Source organism: Opitutia bacterium ISCC 52, assembly GCA_014529675.2.
Lineage (GTDB): Bacteria > Verrucomicrobiota > Verrucomicrobiia > Opitutales > UBA2995 > UBA2995.
Genome location: CP076040.1, coordinates 1,217,023 through 1,234,649, shown reverse-complemented (window position 1 = coordinate 1,234,649; position 17,627 = coordinate 1,217,023). Strand labels below are relative to the sequence as shown.

Annotated in this window: 19 protein-coding genes and 1 tRNA gene; 3 read left to right on the top strand and 17 right to left on the bottom strand. The window is 47.9% G+C overall.

Annotated features, from left to right (window positions below; all coding sequences use genetic code 11):
- Positions 1–18 precede the first annotated feature (18 nt).
- The 6 genes from cobA to GA003_05320 all read right to left on the bottom strand — a co-directional run bounded on the left by cobA (position 19) and on the right by GA003_05320 (position 5,285).
- Entirely contained in the window at positions 19–1,542 is a 1,524-nt protein-coding gene (cobA, locus tag GA003_05345) for a uroporphyrinogen-III C-methyltransferase (GenBank protein ID QXD29396.1), read from the bottom strand.
- A complete protein-coding gene (gene hemC, locus GA003_05340; protein QXD29395.1) occupies positions 1,539–2,393 on the bottom strand; it encodes a hydroxymethylbilane synthase in 855 nt (284 codons plus the stop codon). The genes cobA and hemC overlap by 4 nt, the downstream gene beginning before the upstream one ends.
- Positions 2,394–2,499: 106 nt before the next feature.
- Positions 2,500–3,525: a ketol-acid reductoisomerase gene (ilvC, locus tag GA003_05335; protein ID QXD29394.1), complete on the bottom strand. Its 1,026-nt coding sequence runs from the start codon at positions 3,523–3,525 to the stop codon at positions 2,500–2,502.
- Between the two features lie 39 nt (positions 3,526–3,564).
- The gene (gene ilvN, locus GA003_05330) at positions 3,565–4,059 is read right to left on the bottom strand and encodes an acetolactate synthase small subunit (protein QXD29393.1); all 495 of its coding nucleotides are present in this window, start codon (positions 4,057–4,059) and stop codon (positions 3,565–3,567) included.
- Positions 4,060–4,077: 18 nt separating this feature from the next.
- Positions 4,078–4,154: transfer RNA gene (locus GA003_05325), tRNA-Val, on the bottom strand.
- 99 nt (positions 4,155–4,253) lie between these two features.
- Complete coding sequence (locus tag GA003_05320; protein ID QXD29392.1) at positions 4,254–5,285, bottom strand: aspartate-semialdehyde dehydrogenase; 1,032 nt, start codon at positions 5,283–5,285, stop codon at positions 4,254–4,256.
- A 402-nt stretch (positions 5,286–5,687) separates the two neighbouring features.
- Between GA003_05320 and GA003_05315 the strand changes: the two genes are divergently transcribed.
- The gene (locus GA003_05315) at positions 5,688–6,848 is read left to right on the top strand and encodes a PAS domain-containing sensor histidine kinase (GenBank protein QXD29391.1); all 1,161 of its coding nucleotides are present in this window, start codon (positions 5,688–5,690) and stop codon (positions 6,846–6,848) included.
- Between the two features lie 7 nt (positions 6,849–6,855).
- On the opposite strand, the gene GA003_05310 is transcribed toward GA003_05315, so the two are convergent.
- From GA003_05310 to GA003_05300, 3 genes are read right to left on the bottom strand one after another with little or no spacing between them, the layout of a single operon-like run.
- Complete coding sequence (locus GA003_05310) at positions 6,856–7,242, bottom strand: hypothetical protein (GenBank protein QXD29390.1); 387 nt, start codon at positions 7,240–7,242, stop codon at positions 6,856–6,858.
- A gap of 53 nt (positions 7,243–7,295) precedes the next feature.
- Complete coding sequence (locus tag GA003_05305; protein ID QXD29389.1) at positions 7,296–8,057, bottom strand: class I SAM-dependent methyltransferase; 762 nt, start codon at positions 8,055–8,057, stop codon at positions 7,296–7,298.
- Positions 8,058–8,075: 18 nt separating this feature from the next.
- Entirely contained in the window at positions 8,076–8,720 is a 645-nt protein-coding gene (locus tag GA003_05300; protein QXD29388.1) for a DUF4202 domain-containing protein, read from the bottom strand.
- 67 nt (positions 8,721–8,787) lie between these two features.
- Here GA003_05300 and GA003_05295 point away from each other — a divergent pair, with 67 nt between their 5' ends.
- On the top strand, positions 8,788–9,225 hold the full coding sequence (locus GA003_05295; GenBank protein ID QXD29387.1) for a hypothetical protein: 438 nt from the start codon (positions 8,788–8,790) through the stop codon (positions 9,223–9,225).
- 259 nt (positions 9,226–9,484) lie between these two features.
- Here GA003_05295 and GA003_05290 read toward each other — a convergent pair whose 3' ends face one another.
- Positions 9,485–10,603 carry an ABC transporter substrate-binding protein gene (locus GA003_05290; protein ID QXD29386.1) on the bottom strand — a complete coding sequence of 373 codons (1,119 nt, stop codon included), beginning with the start codon at positions 10,601–10,603 and terminating at the stop codon, positions 9,485–9,487.
- Positions 10,604–10,665: 62 nt separating this feature from the next.
- Here GA003_05290 and GA003_05285 point away from each other — a divergent pair, with 62 nt between their 5' ends.
- On the top strand, positions 10,666–11,610 hold the full coding sequence (locus tag GA003_05285; protein ID QXD29385.1) for a LysR family transcriptional regulator: 945 nt from the start codon (positions 10,666–10,668) through the stop codon (positions 11,608–11,610).
- A gap of 398 nt (positions 11,611–12,008) precedes the next feature.
- Here GA003_05285 and GA003_05280 read toward each other — a convergent pair whose 3' ends face one another.
- The 7 genes from GA003_05280 to GA003_05250 form a co-directional block, all read right to left on the bottom strand.
- Positions 12,009–12,689: a hypothetical protein gene (locus tag GA003_05280; GenBank protein QXD29384.1), complete on the bottom strand. Its 681-nt coding sequence runs from the start codon at positions 12,687–12,689 to the stop codon at positions 12,009–12,011.
- 39 nt (positions 12,690–12,728) lie between these two features.
- Positions 12,729–13,214 carry an alginate export family protein gene (locus GA003_05275; protein QXD29383.1) on the bottom strand — a complete coding sequence of 162 codons (486 nt, stop codon included), beginning with the start codon at positions 13,212–13,214 and terminating at the stop codon, positions 12,729–12,731.
- A gap of 229 nt (positions 13,215–13,443) precedes the next feature.
- A complete protein-coding gene (locus GA003_05270) occupies positions 13,444–13,923 on the bottom strand; it encodes an MOSC domain-containing protein (GenBank protein QXD29382.1) in 480 nt (159 codons plus the stop codon).
- Positions 13,924–13,936: 13 nt separating this feature from the next.
- A complete protein-coding gene (locus GA003_05265) occupies positions 13,937–14,758 on the bottom strand; it encodes an inositol monophosphatase family protein (GenBank protein ID QXD29381.1) in 822 nt (273 codons plus the stop codon).
- Between the two features lie 66 nt (positions 14,759–14,824).
- On the bottom strand, positions 14,825–15,736 hold the full coding sequence (locus tag GA003_05260) for a DMT family transporter (protein ID QXD29380.1): 912 nt from the start codon (positions 15,734–15,736) through the stop codon (positions 14,825–14,827).
- 185 nt (positions 15,737–15,921) lie between these two features.
- Positions 15,922–17,358 (bottom strand): sulfatase, encoded by a 1,437-nt coding sequence (locus tag GA003_05255; protein ID QXD29379.1) that lies wholly within the window; start codon positions 17,356–17,358, stop codon positions 15,922–15,924.
- A complete protein-coding gene (locus GA003_05250; protein QXD29378.1) occupies positions 17,355–17,549 on the bottom strand; it encodes a hypothetical protein in 195 nt (64 codons plus the stop codon). Before GA003_05250 ends, GA003_05255 begins: the two co-directional genes overlap by 4 nt.
- Positions 17,550–17,627: the final 78 nt, after the last annotated feature.

Sequence of the window (17,627 nt, the reverse complement as noted above, 5' to 3'; positions counted from 1 at the left end):
GTGGTTGAAGTAAAAAGATTACTCTCCCAGCTCCTCCACGATGGCTTCAACTAGACCATCCAAACTGGATATTTGAGCTTCCTTAGTCAAAGGCACGTGAGATTCGCTCATGACCTTACTTGTCCGTGGACCGATTGAAATCGTTTTAGGCGTCTGTGCACCTTCCGCCAATTGCAGAGCCTTGGCTTGCTTCACAAAAGATCGCACGGTGGAACCACTGGTAAACGTAATGGCATGGGCACCAAGCTCGCGGAATTTCTGAGCCGCCCGGTTTTCACTCAGATCCGTCGCCTCGGTTTTATAAACTTCGAAGCGATCAACGATTGCCCACTTTTCTTCAAGAGGCTTAATCAAGTCATCACTCCCAAGATTCCCTTTCACAACTAATACCTTCGCATGTTCAATAGCCTCCGTATCAATCAAAGCCTGGGCAAGGTCGGCAGCCGTGTGTTTTTCCGGGACAAGCTCAACTTGCAAGTGAAACTTTTCAATTTCTCTAGCGGTAGCCGGTCCAACTGCGGCAATCCGCATGAAGCCCATCGAACGTAGATCCTTAAATTCACTCAGGAATGTCTCAAAGAAAAAGCGAACACCGTTGGGACTCGAGAACACAATCCATTCGTAGGAACCTAATTCACCGAAGATCTCTTTCTTAACATCTTCATCCACCGCTGAACGAACACGAATCAATGGCAACTCAAGCACTTCGGCTCCCAGCTGTAGAAGTCGGTGCATCAATTCGCTGGTTTGCTGACGCGTTCTTGTGATCGCAATTCGTTTTCCAAAAAGTGGTTTCTGCTCAAACCAGGAATGCTTCGGAGCATCCTTTACGACTTCGCCAATGATAATCATTGCCGGCGGCTTTATATTGGCCTCCTTAACACTTTCCAAAATTGTGCCCAACTTTCCAATACAGCTTTCTTGCGTTGGAAGCGTCGCCCATTGCACGACTGCGGCAGGAGTATCCTTACTCATTCCAGCATCGATCAATTGCCCCACGATGAAGTCGAGTTTGGTCAACCCCATATAGATGCACAGCGTGGCATCCAACTTGGCATACTTCTTCCAATCAATCGCCGACTCAGATTTCTCAGGATCTTCATGGCCAGTCACAAGCACCACCGAGGAACTGTCTTTCCGATGTGTTAAGGGAATCCCCATTGAAGCTGCGGTCCCCATCGACGCCGATACTCCAGGAACAATTTCAAAATCAATCCCAGCACTCAGCAGTGCATCGGCTTCTTCCCCGCCACGACCAAAAATAAATGGATCACCACCCTTGAGGCGTACGACCATTTTTCCCGCTTTAGCTTCTTCAATCAGAAGCTTCTCAATCTCATCTTGAGGTTTCGAATGGTATCCGGATTTCTTGCCTACATAAGTTTTCTCACAATCCCTTCGAGTCCAGGTCAGCAACTCATCATAGACGAGATAATCGTAAACAAGTACATCACACTTTTCGATCAATTCCTTACCACGAACCGTCACGAGATCTGAAGCCCCGGGACCTGCTCCGACGAGATACACCATTCCCTGAGTCATGATTCAATCTTTCCAAGGGTCAGACGAATCGCTTCGCGAACTTCATCCATATCCAGCGAATTAAAAGAAAGGCTGAATCGCCCCGCATCCTCATGGAATGCGAGCAAAGAGTTATCAACGAAATGCGCAGCAAATGCGGTCTGACAACCACCCTCAACCATGGTGAGGAACTCACGCTCAATGCTGACAGCCACGTCGGTGGCCGGGTCGGTCAAAGCACTGAAGCGCTCCTCTTCACCCGCTCGACACTGTAGCGCGATTGCGCCTTGCCCAACAGCAGGAATCATTTGATTTAGGCTTAGGGGTTCAAACTGAACGCCTTCCCATTCAGATATGCCCAAGCGTTTCAGTCCAGCTGCGGCGAGAATCGTCGCATCTGCATGCCCATCTTTGATTTTAGTTAATCGAGTGCCGACATTCCCACGTATTTCCAGGAATTCGACATCCGGTAAAAACAATTTTGCCTGGGCACGCCTTCGAGGACTACCCGTTGCCAGAGTTTTAATCGTATCAACGCCGTCTCGCTTCACCAACACATCTTCCACAGGTGCTCGTTGCAAGAATCCGGCCAGTACCAATCCAGGCTCCATCTCTGTAGGCATATCCTTCGCGGAATGCACAGCCAGGTCGGCACGCCCTTCAAGCATAGCGACTTCAAGTTCTTTGGTAAAAAGTCCTTTGCCGCCCTTCTCTTCCAATGACCAGGCCAGCCGCTGATCGCCGGTAGTCGTCATCTGAGATTGGATCACCTCAGTCCCAGGAAAAGCGGCAATGATTGCCTCCTCCACCATCCGGGTTTGAGCAAGCGCCAGGGGGCTCTTTCGAGTGGCCAATGTAATCGTTTTAGACACAACAAATGATTCGAATGGATAGTCTTAGAGTCGGTACTTAAAAAAGAAAAGCGCGAAGACCTCAGGGAGTCTTCGCGCTTAAAATCTTAAAAATCAGAAATGAACCTTAGTAAGCAGCTTGCACACCCTTGATGTTTTTCTTGGATACCCAAGGCATCAGGCCGCGTAAACGTCCGCCGCACTTTTCGATAGGATGTTTTTCACCCGCTTTAAGCAAAGCTTTGTAGTTAGGAAGACCGGCTTCGTATTCGGCAACCCACTGCTTAGCAAACTTGCCCGTTTGGATTTCCTTGAGGATCTTGCCCATAGCCTTCTTGGTTTGAGCAGTGATCACACGTGGTCCACGAGTAATGTCACCATACTTGGCTGTTTCTGAGATAGAGAAACGCATGCCCGCAACACCAGACTCAACCATCATGTCGACGATGAGCTTTAGTTCGTGCAAACATTCGAAGTAGGCCATCTCTGGCTGGTATCCAGCTTCAACCAAGGTTTCGAATCCGGCAGTGACCAGAGCAGAAGCTCCGCCACAAAGAACGGCTTGCTCACCAAAGAGGTCGGTTTCGGTTTCTTCCTTAAAAGTAGTTTCGATAACACCAGCGCGAGTTCCACCGATTCCCTTCGCCCAAGCCAGAGCAATTCTCTTGGCCTTCTTGGAAGCATCGTTGTGGATAGCGATCAGAGAAGGAACACCTTTTCCTTCTTGGTATTGAATACGGACCGTGTGTCCTGGGCCCTTAGGAGCCACCATGATTACATCCACATCCTTAGGAGCTTCAATCAATCCGAAGTGGATTGCGAAACCGTGGGTGAACATAATGGCTTTACCAGCTGTCAAGTTGGGTTCGATGTCCTTCTTGTAGACAGACGCCTGCTTCATGTCAGGAACGGCGATCATGATGACATCTGCGCGGCGCACTGCTTCAGCTGTTTCGAACACTTCGAAACCTTGCTTCTTAGCAACAGCGATAGATTTGCTCTTCTTGTAAAGTCCGATGATCACATTGAGACCACTTTCCTTCAGGTTCAAGGCATGAGCATGTCCTTGTGAACCAAAGCCGATAACGGCGAGGGTCTTGCGTTTGATCGATGCGATATTTGCGTCTTTGTCTTTGTATACTTTCGCTGGCATAATTTACAGAGGCTGTAAGGTGCTTGAATAAAACTTGGGTTACTGCGCCGGTTTAGAATTCTTAGCCCGTTCGAGGGCCAATTTTCCGGTGCGGGAAAGTTCGAGAATTTCAAATTGCTCAATCATCTCTAGAAACGCACGGACTTTTCCTTCGTCTCCAGTTAGCTCAAGGATGAGTGAATCCTTGTTAACATTGATAATTTTGGCGCGGAAAATGTCGCAAATCTGAATAATCTCAGAGCGATTATCTGAATCTGCAGCTAGTTTAACTAGAAGCAATTCGCGCTCAACGGCCTCGCCACGTTTAAAATCCAATACCTGGATCACGTTAACCAGCTTATTGAGCTGCTTTATAATTTGGTCCAGGACCTGATCGTCTCCGACCGCCACTACGGTGATCCGTGAAAGAGTACGATCGTGAGTCGGAGCAACATTAAGCGAGTGAATGTTGAAACCTCGACCACTGAACATGCCGGCAACTCTGGCCAACACTCCAAACTTGTTCTCAACCAGAACGGATATTGTGTGTTTCATGTGGATGGATCTTTAGAATGGTGGGCGAAGACGGATTCGAACCGCCGACCCCCTCGGTGTAAACGAGGTGCTCTAACCAACTGAGCTATTCGCCCCCAAATAAGGTGGGATAGGAAGCCATCTGTTTTGTTCGTAATCAAGCACTAAATCCAAAAAGTTCTGAGCTCAGATTCCACGCTTTTTCACGACCAAATTTACTGGGCTGTAATACCGACCCAACCGCGTTCGTGAAGCAATTCAGCGATTTGGATAGCATTGAGTGCTGCCCCCTTCCAAAGCTGGTCTCCACTTACCCAAAGCGAGAGGCCATTTTCCAAAGCTGAGTCCTTACGAATTCGGCCCACACCACAGTTTACCTTTTCAGAATAATCGATAGGCATGGGATACTGAAGATGGTCGACGTCGTCGCACAATTCACTTCCTGGAAAGTTTGAAACAGCCTCTTTCGCAGCAGCCACTTCTACAGGTCGCTCAAATTCAGCCTGAATGGATACGGAATGCGCACGATAGACCGGCACGCGTACACAAGTGCAGCTAACCTTAAGGTCAGGCAAGTCCATGATCTTTCTGCCCTCATTCAACATTTTCATTTCCTCCTTGGTATAACCGTCTTCGAGGAAAACATCTACATGAGGCAGCACATTGAAAGCGATCTGGTGAGGATAGACCTCCTTTTCAACAGGCTGGTCATTTACCAAAGCCTTCACCTGATTGTCCAATTCAACAATGGCGTCCGCCCCAGTTCCTGAAACGGCCTGGTAGGTAGAAGCAAAGAAACGCTTCAATCCAAACGCCTTGTGCATCGGGTAAAGAGCCATCAATGCCACAATGGTTGAACAATTGGGATTTGCGATGATGCCCTTGTGAGCTTTGGCCGCATCTGGATTGATCTCAGGTATTATAAGGGGGACCTCTTCGTCCATCCGGAAGGCAGAGCTGTTATCGACGACCACACATCCACGACGCGCAGCCTCGCGGGCCAGGGCCTTCGTAATACCTGAGCCAGCACTGAAGAGAGCAATATCCAAGTCGTCAAAAGACTCAGGGGTCGCTTCCTCAACTTCGAAGGAATGGTCTTCGTAGGTAATGGTTTTACCTTTAGAACGGGCGGAAGCCAGCAATCTTAAATTTCCAATGGGGAAATTGCGTTCATACAACAGGCGAATCAGCTCTTTGCCAACCGCACCCGTTGCTCCTACAATACCTACAGAATAACCGTCGTTCATATCTCAAAAAATTAAACCGGCACAAAATGGGTATTCACTTCTCCAAATGCAAGCGAGGATTCCACCAAATTCAGGGCCCTGAAAACCGGTTCCATTCAGGAAATCAGGGATTCCAGGCAGCCATTTTCAAGAGACTTAGCCAAAGCGGACCTAACTCGCTATTTCCACTGTGAATAACTGCGTGAATAACTTTCCCTGCTCCGATTAGAGTGAGTTTACGAACCAGGCCTTAAGGGAAACCCCTAAAAGAGCCTAAGGGAGCTCTCTGAAGCAAAGAAGTCGTTACTTTGGTCCTTAAATAGTATCCATTTACCAAATCCTGCCCCAGCTATTGAGATCCGCAAGAAATCTCAAACCCAACGACAGAGGCCTATCCAGCCTTACCAACTTATCCAATCAACCATGGCCCTACCACCTGTGTTATCGCGTGGAGCAACGAGAATTGAATTCTTCTCGAATGCAACGTCGACTCTGTCTCAAGACACGCCGGATCCTTATTTGAATGGTTTGCCCGACCCAGTATTTCTATTGGGTGTAGACGGCAAAATCATACGAGCGAATGCGCGCGCATTATCCTGGCTGAACAAGTATTCAATATCTCAAGTTGAAGGTTACCGCCTAAACGAGCTGATTGAAGCCAATGAATGGAACGGAGCTGCTGGTTCTATAGAAGCTAAGCTCTTGGGGCGCTTTTTCGAGTCAGGACTCGTCCCGAAGAATGTGAACTTGCACCTGGGTATTCAGGGTGAATGTGAATACACGAGTTCAGAGGAAGATAGCTTCGTACTGAAAGCATCCCTGAAAAAGATTTTTTCTGACGGCAAACCTCGTCTTCTCCTGACCGTTCAGGACATTACCGAGACGAAACAGAGAGAGTTACTTCAGAACCTTTTCATGCATGACTTGGCAAATCGAGTGACCGAAGTCATCGCCAACTCAGAGCTGCTCAATCAATTCTGCAAGAAAGGGGATACGAACCCTGAGAGTATCAACCGTTGGACGGAGAACATTAACATGATCTCCAAAGAGCTGGGACTCGAAGTATCTGCCCAACAAGCAGTGGCAACCATGGAGCTCAAAAAGATGTCCGCACACCCCTGTGATGTTCAGGCCCTTGAAGAAATCCAAAAATTAGCAGCCCATTTCTATCCGGTTGAGAAAGACCACAAAGTAAAGTTACAGGTCTCCCAGGATTCCAAAGAAATTCTCTTTTCAACTGACCCAGTTCTCCTGCGCCGTGTTCTAACTAACCTTGTTAAGAATGCGATAGAAGCTTCCAAGCCAGGAGACGTGATCACCTTGGGTTGCCGAGAAGGAAAAACAACAGGACTCGTCGAATTCTGGATTCACAATCCAGCGGTCATAGACGAAGAAATGCAAAGCCATCTGTTTAAGCCTTACTATTCGACCAAAGCGAGTACTCGTGGCCTGGGAACCTACAGCATCAAATTCCTTACCGAGTATTTCCTCAAAGGCACAGTAGAGGTAGAATCAACCAAGAAGAAAGGCACCTGCTTCCGGGTCGCCTACCCCTTGGCTCTGGAAACACAGTTGTCGGCTTAAGCCTCTTTTAGTTCTCCGAGATTTTTGGAACGCCAGTCGAGGTCGGCACTTCAAAGGTAACATCCTCAAGGTGTATCTGATGGATGCACGCACGCTTGGTGCAGCCTGGCAGAGCCTTAAGCGATACATCACAATCGATATCAATGCTACCTGGAAGGCACTGCCGTGGCTGGCTTTTGGAATAACAAAGCCCAGCAGCAATCGCAAAATCAGTCACCCACTCCTCGTATTTTTCATTCAAACATAAGGTCCTGGTGACCTTATCAGCCTTGTTCGAGGAGTCTGGCTTCGCAAACAGAACAAAGGTCAACTGGAAGCACTCGGAATGCGAATTGAAGACCAATCCGATCCAAGAAGCTTCGTAGAGCCCAGGTCCTAAATTTCCGATATCCATTTAATAGCTAGTATTGGATCTCTATCCAAATTCCGAGTCAACCCCGGGCAAACTTATTTTCGTCCGTGAATGAAGAACACCTGATGCGGAATCGAAAGCAGATCTTCTGGGAAATGTATCTCCAGCATCTGCTTATGCGCTTCGTCAAACGCGACGACTTCTTCTTCAGATAAGGATCCGACCACACCGGCGCTTGCTCGGATCCTTCCAAGCCAAGCCTCGTGAGAATAGTTAACCGTCTCTTGATAGGAAAAGCTGCAGATATCTGAGAACCCTCCTTCATTCAGATGCCTGAACCACTCAGGATAAACCCCGACCTGACCTCCCATATTCCAGGATGGATTTTTCTCCATGATCAGTTTCTCCGTATGCAAGACCACGTTTCCATGGATGGGAAGCCAATCAAAGTGAGCGATTAACAATAAGCCACCGGGTTTCAATATTCGCCGGACCTCTTTGAACGCACTTTCAGGATCGAACCAATGCCAACACTGCCCAGCCGTTACAACATCGGCACAATGATCCTTGAGACCCGTCTCCTCCGCTGTGCCCTGAAGGCAATCGATCACCACGCCTTCTTCCTTGGCCATCCCTAAAGCAGCACCGAGCATTTCAGAGGAAGGATCAATGGCAGTGACTTGGCAGCCTATCTTTGCCAACCCTCTTGCGACGGTTCCAGTCCCAGATCCCACATCCACTAAAGTTTCTGATCCCTCAATCAGTCCCTCGTTCTGTAGGCGGCTAAAAAACGAATCCGGAAATCCAGCCCGGTGTTTCTGGTAGTCGGAAGCAGTCTTTCCAAAGTCGGCTTTCATGAGCAATGAACGATGGGCTTAGCTCAACGCCAATCCAATCAAACGAGCACCCTCTTCGCTGAGTTTTAGCTTTAAGGCTTCTTGTTGAGCCTGCTCAGACATTTTTACCCAGGTCTTTTGAATAATGGAAACCATTTTGGCTTCTTCTGTTTTGGCAATCAGGTCATCGAACTGTTGCTCCAGAAAAACCATACATAAGGCATCTTCAACCAATTGAACCTCGGGATCCTTCCCCAGACCTTGCTTCAAGTTTATAGCACGCACTCGCTCAAGTACTGAGTCCTCATAGCCAAGCTTACCAAGTACTTCGACGCTCTTCTCAGCATGGAAGCTCTTTAGATCCTTCCGCCAGGTTAAGTAACCCACTCGACCTTCTGGATAACTCTTACGAGGAATCTCCCAACGACAAAGATGCTGACAACGAGCCGCCAGCTGCACGACCTCAGATGCTTCGGGATTCAATCTGAGAATCCAACGCGTCATACAATCAGCAAAAAATACTTCGTAAGGTATTTGCTCTCCATTTACTTCACGCTGCTTGGGGTCCTGAGCATTCATTCTGTCGAATTCAGCTACCGCTCCCTCAAACTTATCCGATAAATTCATCGAAACAGGCAAACAAACCACTACGATTGTGGCACGTATAAAAGGAGAGAAGTTCATTAAATATTTTATTTTGCCAAGAAAAGACCTACTCCCTAAAACGAGGGCGATTCGATCAGCACCCTCCATGAAAAAGCAGTCATCTCTAATTCTCTTCGTAAGCCTATTCCTGTCACTATATTCAGTTGATCAAGCGCAACAGGATCTGTTCGGCGTACAAATAAGAGCCTCTTCTCGGCAGTCGCAGGACCGTTGGCAGCTTTTTAATCATATCAATAATGACTCCACTGTCCCAAATCCATTTGCGACTATATTCAATGCAACTGGAACGGCCACACAAATAGGCACAACCGACTATACAGATGGTCTGGGAACTCCTCAGGGTTCGATCAACGGCATCTGGTCCTTGGGAAATGTCGGTAATTTAGATGATGTTGAAGTCACTCCTTATTCAATCACTTCGGTTTCTTTAAACGAATCCATCCAAGCCGGTATCAGTTGGGAATCGGAAACGGGTTTCACCTTTCATGTAGAATGTAATCCTTCTCTCGATGGTCAGACCTGAATCCAAGTGAGCGACTCCTTATCAGAACAGCCATTGACTATGAGTTACACGGTTCTGATCCAGCGACGGCAGACCCACGGTTTTATCGAGTTGTTAAATCGTTTCCTTGAGCATCAGAAAGATCAATGCACGTTAGCTTAGTAACACTTCGACTTGCGCAGCTTCTGAACGTAAGCTTCAGCCAGTTCTTCACCGAGTTTACCAGATTGGATAACCATTTGGGGCGAAGCAGCATGCATAGATCACTGCGCTAAGCTATTTAAGGGCGCGCGGAAGAGAGCTTCCCGGCCACCCCGCAGGCGGCCTGATAGATCTCAGGTTTAAAAACCCGGGTAGCAAGCTTGGTGGACGCAAGACGATAACCTTCGAGTTGTCCCGCTTCTTCCATTCCATCAAGAATCCAGAGCGCTCTTTCCCGAGTCGGCTCATTTGAATCCTCCGAGGAAAATACATTAAAGTCAGAAAAGTTGGAAACCCTGTCCTTAGAAAGCTGATACTGCCCAGAAAAACTTGGCTCAATCAGTTCAGCTGAACAATTCAAATACGCTTTTTGCGAAAGCATTTCGACGATATCTGAGCGGTTCTCCGGATCCTGACAGAACCGACAAGCCTCCAACAAAGCGGAAATCAAATGCGTGTGCACCTCAGCTTTATAGTCAGCAAATTCCCGACGAGCTATTAGTACTTTTTCAGGATGTCCTGGTACAAGTTCGGAGCTCACCTGAACAGTCCATCCAACCCCCTTTTGAACGGCAAGCGAGTTCCAGGGTTCTCCGACGCAATACCCGTCGATGGTTCCGGCAGCGAGATTACGTACCATCTGATTGGGCGGAAGCACAACCATCTCCACTTCCTTGTCGGGGTTTATGCCGCCACTTTTTAGCCATTGTCTAAGCAGGAAATTGTGCGACGAATGGTTATAAAAAACCCCGAGGGTATAAACTTTCTCATCCCGAGCTCGAAGCACCTCATCTCTCAAGGAACTAGCATCCGTAACACCTCTTTGAGCCAACTCATTAGACAAAGTAATGGCATTGCCGTGAAAATTTAGCACCAGACCGGATACGCAATCACATTGTAGGGATCCCAGGCCCAATGAGATGGCAAAGGCCATGGGGCCCAGAGCCTGAGATGCATCCAATTCACCATATACGATCTTGTCCCTCACAGAGGCCCAACCCACCTCTCGGCTTAATTGAACATCAAGATCGAAGTCTCGAAAGATTCCGAATTCCTGCGCAACGACCAAAGGCGCACAGTCAACCAATCGGATGTAACCCAAACGAATGGGTTGACGCCTTATAATTCCGCCGCCAAAGGCTATCGTTTTCTTGTTTTGAGCAGATTTTGCAGAATTCACATCTATTTGTAAGCCCATGGCATGCCACTAGCTATTGTTTTGATGAAAAAAATTCATTCAGAGGTGGTAATACTCAAAATATGCCACGCATTATGACCACACCACTCGATAGCAGACAACTCTTGGCCTTCGCTGCACTGGCCATGTCCGGTAGCTTTACAGAGACGGCCAAAGGTCTATTTGTGACCCAATCGGCCATTTCTCATTCCATAAAAAGCCTGGAAGGAGACTTGGGGTGTAAACTTTTTGCCAGGGTCGGCAAAAAATCGCACCTCACCGAAGCAGGTGAACGATTTCTTCCATCCGCCCTTCAGATATTGAAAGATATGGAAGCAGCAAGGTTAGAAATGGATGAGTTGAACCAACGAGGGAGAGGTCGACTCCGCATCGGAGCCAGCACCACGGCCTGCCAGTATATTTTGCCACCGGTATTGCGGGAGCTTAAACAGTGCTTTCCAAAGTGCCAGATTACGATCGTTTCCGCTGATACACCCAATGCCGTTGACGAAGTTTGTGAAAACAAGACAGACATCAGCATTACTATGGCACCTGAAGGCATTCACAAATGTACCTTCCATCCACTATTCCAGGACGAGTTACGCTTCATTACCTCGCCTATTCACCCCTGGGCAGTCGCGTCGCGGGTCAAACGAAATGAAATTGCGGATGAAAACTTTGTGCTCTACAATAAGGGCAGCTATACCTTCCGACTAATCGAAAACTACTTTAACAAAGAAGAGCTGAAGATTAATCGTTTCATCGAACTCGGGAGTATGGAGGCCATCAAGGAATTGGTAAAAATCGGTATGGGTGTTGGTATTCTCGCACCTTGGATTGTCAGGAATGAACTGGAAGCACATTCTCTAGTCAGTCTACCTCTCGGCCGCACCAAACTGAAGCGACGCTGGGGCATCAGTTATCAAAAAGGACGCAAACTCAATTTGATCGAAGAAACCTTCGTCAGTCTCTGCGAAAGTGCGATCGAGAACATGATTCTTGATAACGTGATCACGGAGATTGCGTGAGGAAAGAGGCAGTAATTAGCTATTAAAGATGTTTTATTATAAACCAATGATGGCACCGATTTACACTGATCTTTTAGCGCAAAAAATCCACTTCCGATACTAGGTAATATTTCTAATCACTTTGAACACTCACGATTGGGGCAATCCAACAATTGAAAGCGATTTCTTAGCTGAGAAAAAATCACAAGCTGAAGAGCAACTAGCTAATTGTAGGAGCAAATTTATTCGCGACTCGTAATTCAATCTACGCCAGGGTCGCGAATAAATTTGCTCCTACAACAAAGAATCGAATTCTGCACTCCACAACCGTAGAAGACATCAACATTCATCTGCTATCAGTGATTAAAAAAATGCGCCCCCACTCAAGGCCGCCTCTAAATCATTCCTCAATTAACGAATTAAAAAGAAAAGTCAGCTTCGAACCAGAACTTGTCGTTGTCGGGTATGCCGCCAGCGGCATCCAAGGTGGCGGCTTTGACAATCATCTTCCACCGGTCATCAACAGGAATCGTAATGACTAGATCGATCTCGTGGCCAAAGTCGACTCCACCGGTTTCCGATGCGAAATCATGATAGACGAGCATGCCTGAAATGGATTGAATTTTGGTCCCTACGGAAACATAGAGATCCTGCAGCCCTAGACCGGGTGTTCCCAAAAATGCATCTGCCCATCCGTTGTAGGCATGCAATGTCGCAAGCGGCGTCTTGAATGCGACCCCATTATCGCTACCGAGCACTTCATTACCGCCCTTGAAGGTAATGCCTTCGAAAGTGGTAGCGGCATTCACATTATAGTATTCAGTGCTGTAATTGAGTGGACTGTTGCCTCCATCACTTTGGGTGGCGTATTCGGCATAGTAGCTGACTTTCTGGCCATCGCCAACTTCGTCGGCTCCCGAAATACTAATACCAAAGGTATCGGTTGAATTCGCAGCAGCGTTGTCGAAATCCAACAAGTAGCCGTACCCGACCACCTTCGCTCCGCCCTTGGTCATCATGGAACCGTTGAACAAAGGAGAATCGCTCTTGAACTCACGCATCGCAGAGGCGGGAGCATCGTCACCGAAGATGCGGTGCACCTTGTCGATGTAACCGTAGAATCCTTTGAATCCGGATTCCTAGTCATTCCACGTCAAAGTCGCGGCATCGTAGGTTTGTTCATTTTGACGCCAACCCACATTCCCAACATAGCGAGCGCCATCCAATATAATGCGTTGGCGACCCACCGTGCCGGTAAACCCATCCTGCTTATAAGAAATCTGAGCCCGATTCAGTTCGGTGCCCTCCGGATCGGCAATGACGGTTTTTCCCGCGACAGGATACGGATTGTAATCATCTTCATCCATCGCCCTGACATCTTCTCCTTCAATCAGGAAGCTGAAGCCTTCGAAGTCCTGGGACTGACATCCAATTCTCGATCTCAGCGTCAACGCATCCGATGCAGGTCGTCCTTGCTGATCAGCTGATTCAGCACGCGCACGAAAGTCTCCTGTAAATTTTCCGAATTCTGTTTCCGCTTGAGAAAACAAGCTTTGAGTCAAAGCAGCAAGAAGGACACAAGTACCTCCGAGACGCGTTATGGTAGTTCTCTTGTTCAGTTTCATAAATCCTAAGTTAAATGGAGTTACGCTAACGACTACATGCCAGGCACCCTCGACGACTTGCGAAAGTCACCATGTGAATCATCATGCACTATGAGTTGCATGAGTGACATTCAGGTTGATTCGGGCAGCCGGTACAGACTGACAATATCGTTAGCATCCCCAACTATACTCATAGGGGGCCTAACTTAACTTGACCTACATCAAGATACAATGGGTCACCAACAGGGCTTCAGTCCAATATTAGTAGGTCTAATTCGCCCACGCCTAAGGTACCTGAACTCAGGATACGCACTCGTAATCCTCCCTGGCCTTCCAAAAAGGCTCTAGCCCCAGGGCCTACCGCAGAGTCCATCCAATCACACGGAGCCGCTTCCTGAGTTCCCTCAAATTTAACGGACCCAATCTGAAACCGTTTACCAATCAGCGAATTCAAATCGATTCCCCGGACGATAATATTACGACGAAAAACAGAGTTTTCGAAATAAGGATCAGGAACTTTTTCTCGAAGTGCATCTGCCACTTCAGATGAAAAAAACGAAGCCTGTCCCTTGAAGTCCTCCTTATAATCAAAAAAGCGATCTCCCTCCAGACCCTTGCCAGCCACACAGTTAACAGACGTCAGCAACTCAACACCATGGTCCAGTCGTTCCTTACCATAGCGACCATAGAAATCGTGGCCGGGAGATACATAAATGGCTTCAATTTTCATGTGGGACAATGGGCTATCCTGGAAACACGCCCGCCTTTTTCCAAACAGATTCTACCAAACGGCAAAAATGAGGCGTTCCGGCGTAAAAATACATCTTGGGTTCTTTTAAGTTAAACTCAGTCATCGGAAAAAATGACTCACCAAATTCATTGAATTCAGAACCTACCGCTTCACATAACGCAATCGACGCGGCCACGTCCCAAATACTGACCCGGTTACTAAAAGAACCATCCATCAATCCGTTCGCGGTATAGGCCAAGTGAAGAGTGCCACTCCCTACATTGCGCAACTTGAAGCCCTGCCCCTTCAAAGCAGCTAACAAGCTGAATAATCGTTCCGCTGAAAATCCATCGAAAGCCGCAAACAGCTCATTCGATTCTGTCCTCTGGCTGATGGCCATGGGTTTGTCTCCATCGAAGGCTCCAAACCCCTTTCCCCCGTGCATCAGAGTATGGCGGGAAAAGTCGTAGATAAAACCATACACGGGCACACCATTGCGAAGGAGACCCAAGGAAATAGCACACATGGACATCCCTATCGCGAAATTATTCGTGCCATCGACGGGATCGATAATCCAAACAAACTCCGACGTCAGTGGCACCGGCTCCGTTTGGTCCTGCGTCTCTTCAGAAAAAAATTGATCTTCAGGAAATGCCGCCAGGATGCGTGCCTCGGTTTCATTAGAAATGGTAAGATCCGCTTCCGTCACACGTGAGCGATCCGCTTTCCACTGGCTTTCAACTCGACCAAACAGCTTATTAAACAGAGGAATCTGAGCTTCGATCGCCTCGAGCCCCGCCTGAATACGCTCCTGTATTGCTGCATCCCCTTCCATGCCCGCTTATGCAAGGGGCTAGATTTCCAAGGTCAACAGAAAGCGGAAAATGTGAAAGGTTAACCTTTAGCCTATACTTCTAACGGGCGGCTTGTCAGTCCCCTGAAGGTTGACCACCACAATTCCCAGCCCCACCAGGAGCACTCCAAATAGAAGAGCATTAGAAATAGGTTCGCCTAATAAATAATAGCTGATGATAACTCCAGAGATAGGCGAAACAAATCCAAAGACCCCAAGCCTACTAGCATTCATTCGCCGAAGTAACACCGTCCAAAAAATAAAGCATAATCCGGCAACCACCACACCTTGGTAAACAACGGCTGAAATTATTCTAGTATTCAGCTCAATACTGGCTCCGCGCTCGAAAATGGCACTCAGGGCAAAAAAGACCGGAAGGCTGAGAGCCGCCTGCCAGAATAAGAGCCGCGCAGGATGGATTTTTTGAGTAAGAGACTTGGTGAAGACCTGACGGGCCCCCAATAAAAGGCCGCTGAGAAGAACCAGCGCATCTCCGAAAAGATAATCGGCAGCAGATGTCAGGATTCCTTCGCCAAAAATAAATACGATCCCGGAAAAGGACAGTATCATTCCACCGACCTTGAAACGATTCAGCCTGTCACCCGGGACAAAGAAATGCGCGAACAGGGTGATGAAGAATGGATTGGTAGACATCAGCACACCCGAATGCGCCGCCAAGGTATAACGTGTGCCAGCGTGCAGTAGATAAATTTGCAGGACAAACAGGACGAGAAGAGAAACGAGAAGTCGTAGTTCATTACGAGTAGGTTTTAGAGGAATACGTGCGAACAAAACCCAGACAAGAACCGTCAACGCTCCCAGTGAAAAACGTACGCCTGCCAATGCGAGCGGAGGAAATCCTTCCAGCGCTATTTTTATGGAGGGTGAATTCCCGCCCCACATCACAGTGATGAGAATGGCGGCAACAGCAGCCTTGGCAGTAATAGGATGATTCAGCATGGACCTCGTTGGACGATGCCTTGGATCATTGAGGCATCTTTCGGAATAGCGATACCATTCAGGAGAATAGCTTTCGATAGAATGGAATTCGAAATCAACGTGTATAAACAGCGAAACAAAATGGTAGCCATGGTGGATACACCATGGAAATTATAATCATGGGGTCGATGCTGTCACCAGCATCGCTACATTCTGGTTGCCAGCAATTGAGACAATTCCTCAATCAAAGCAGCATGAGCCGCTTCCCCAGCCACACTTACATTCTCTCCCGGATCATTTTCATGGTCATAGAGTTCACGAGAAACCACCTGTTTCGTTTTCAGACTTTGCCATTCAATATAGCGAAATCGGTCGGTACGAATGGAACGTCCGATAGCTCCATTCCTGGAATACTCACTGTAGGCACTTTTCCGTTTTATAGATGGAGCATCCAACAAAGAGGCAGCAAAACTTCTACCTTCGAGATGGTCCGGTTGCGATAGGCCACACAGCTCAGCTAGTGTCGGGAACAAGTCGAGCAGCTCTACCAGACTGTTCATCGATTTGCCTTGTGACGAAGCACGGGGGACTGAAACCAACAAAGGTACTCGAGTGGCCAATTCGAAATTGGTGTGCTTCGACCACAAGGAGTGATCTCCCAGCTGATAACCATGATCCGAAGTAAATATGATAATCGTATTGTCCAGCTGCCCACTTGCTTCCAGCTCTTCCAGGATCCCACCTACCAACGCATCCACATAACTGATACAGGCATAATAGGCATGTTTAATTTCTCGGGCCAGATCATCAGGCATTTGCCCTGACTGGGGAATATCTTTAAAGCTACGAACATACCTGGACTCATGAACCGCATAAAGAGGATCCGCATTCTGAGGCGGATTTGGGTACTCAGCGAGCGGAATCGATTCCCGCTCATATAGGTCCCAATATTTCTTCGGCGCATTGAATGGTGTATGCGGCTTGTGAAAGCCTACCATCATAAAGAAAGGATCTTCTCGAGCGGAAGCGGCACGTATCGCCTCACGGGCAGCTTGGGCGGTCAGCCCATCTTCGTAGGCTTCATCTCCCACATCCGCCGCCTCAAACAACGGGTTCACCCGATTCTCAGATACTGAACGATTGATAATGGGATGTTTGTCCACATTTTCAGGAGCTGCATAATGAAGGGACTCAGGCTCAAACCAAGGTTCTGACCAGGAACCCGGGTCGTCCTGCCCATTGTGTAGAATCTTTCCAAAGCCTTGAGTATACCAGCCGTGGTTCTTAAAGAGCTGTGGCAAAGCTACAATGTCCGGATGTTCCGCCCGAAAGGTGTTTTTCGCATTCGTCTTCTTCCCCAACGAGGCCGGCATAAGTCCAGAGAAGAAACTATTTCGAGAAGGCCAGCACACAGCCTTCTGACAATAAGCCCGGTTGAAGACTACCGATTGACTGGCCAGGCTATCGAGGTGGGGAGTCACTGCGATTGCATCGCCATAGGCCCCCATGTCAGGCCGTAAGTCATCGGCAATAATGAAGAGGATATTCATTTCCCCAGCTTTCTCGGATGAACTATCTGACTTCGGATCCGCACAACCAACAACCAATCCCAAGATCAGGAAGGGAATACAAAAATTCTTCATATTAAAGGGAGTGCTGATAACTGGAAAAAAGGCTTCTTATCGTGAGCCTTCAAAAGCCGTGCATAAGCCTCCTGAACGATGTCATCAACGTCTTCCAAGGTGGGAAACCTTTTGATCAAGTAGGCTTTCAATTGGCGCTCATACGACTGTATTTCTTGCGCAAAATGATTGTCCTGTTGAGGTTCAGCCATTAGAGGATTGAATCGATTAGTTTGAGAAGATCTACACCGCTGATGTATCTCGAAGCGTTTAAGGTCACGGGCCAATCG

Excerpts from the sequence above, each read along its gene's own strand:
- cobA (QXD29396.1), bottom strand. The coding sequence starts at position 1,542 with ATGACTCAGGGAATGGTGTATCTCGTCGGAGCAGGTCCCGGGGCTTCA.
- ilvC (QXD29394.1), bottom strand. The coding sequence starts at position 3,525 with ATGCCAGCGAAAGTATACAAAGACAAAGACGCAAATATCGCATCGATC.
- ilvN (QXD29393.1), bottom strand. The coding sequence starts at position 4,059 with ATGAAACACACAATATCCGTTCTGGTTGAGAACAAGTTTGGAGTGTTG.
- GA003_05320 (QXD29392.1), bottom strand. The coding sequence starts at position 5,285 with ATGAACGACGGTTATTCTGTAGGTATTGTAGGAGCAACGGGTGCGGTT.
- GA003_05315 (QXD29391.1), top strand. The coding sequence starts at position 5,688 with ATGGCCCTACCACCTGTGTTATCGCGTGGAGCAACGAGAATTGAATTC.
- GA003_05310 (QXD29390.1), bottom strand. The coding sequence starts at position 7,242 with ATGGATATCGGAAATTTAGGACCTGGGCTCTACGAAGCTTCTTGGATC.
- GA003_05305 (QXD29389.1), bottom strand. The coding sequence starts at position 8,057 with ATGAAAGCCGACTTTGGAAAGACTGCTTCCGACTACCAGAAACACCGG.
- GA003_05300 (QXD29388.1), bottom strand. The coding sequence starts at position 8,720 with ATGAACTTCTCTCCTTTTATACGTGCCACAATCGTAGTGGTTTGTTTG.
- GA003_05295 (QXD29387.1), top strand. The coding sequence starts at position 8,788 with ATGAAAAAGCAGTCATCTCTAATTCTCTTCGTAAGCCTATTCCTGTCA.
- GA003_05290 (QXD29386.1), bottom strand. The coding sequence starts at position 10,603 with ATGGGCTTACAAATAGATGTGAATTCTGCAAAATCTGCTCAAAACAAG.
- GA003_05285 (QXD29385.1), top strand. The coding sequence starts at position 10,666 with ATGCCACGCATTATGACCACACCACTCGATAGCAGACAACTCTTGGCC.
- GA003_05275 (QXD29383.1), bottom strand. The coding sequence starts at position 13,214 with ATGAAACTGAACAAGAGAACTACCATAACGCGTCTCGGAGGTACTTGT.
- GA003_05270 (QXD29382.1), bottom strand. The coding sequence starts at position 13,923 with ATGAAAATTGAAGCCATTTATGTATCTCCCGGCCACGATTTCTATGGT.
- GA003_05265 (QXD29381.1), bottom strand. The coding sequence starts at position 14,758 with ATGGAAGGGGATGCAGCAATACAGGAGCGTATTCAGGCGGGGCTCGAG.
- GA003_05260 (QXD29380.1), bottom strand. The coding sequence starts at position 15,736 with ATGCTGAATCATCCTATTACTGCCAAGGCTGCTGTTGCCGCCATTCTC.
- GA003_05255 (QXD29379.1), bottom strand. The coding sequence starts at position 17,358 with ATGAAGAATTTTTGTATTCCCTTCCTGATCTTGGGATTGGTTGTTGGT.
- GA003_05250 (QXD29378.1), bottom strand. The coding sequence starts at position 17,549 with ATGGCTGAACCTCAACAGGACAATCATTTTGCGCAAGAAATACAGTCG.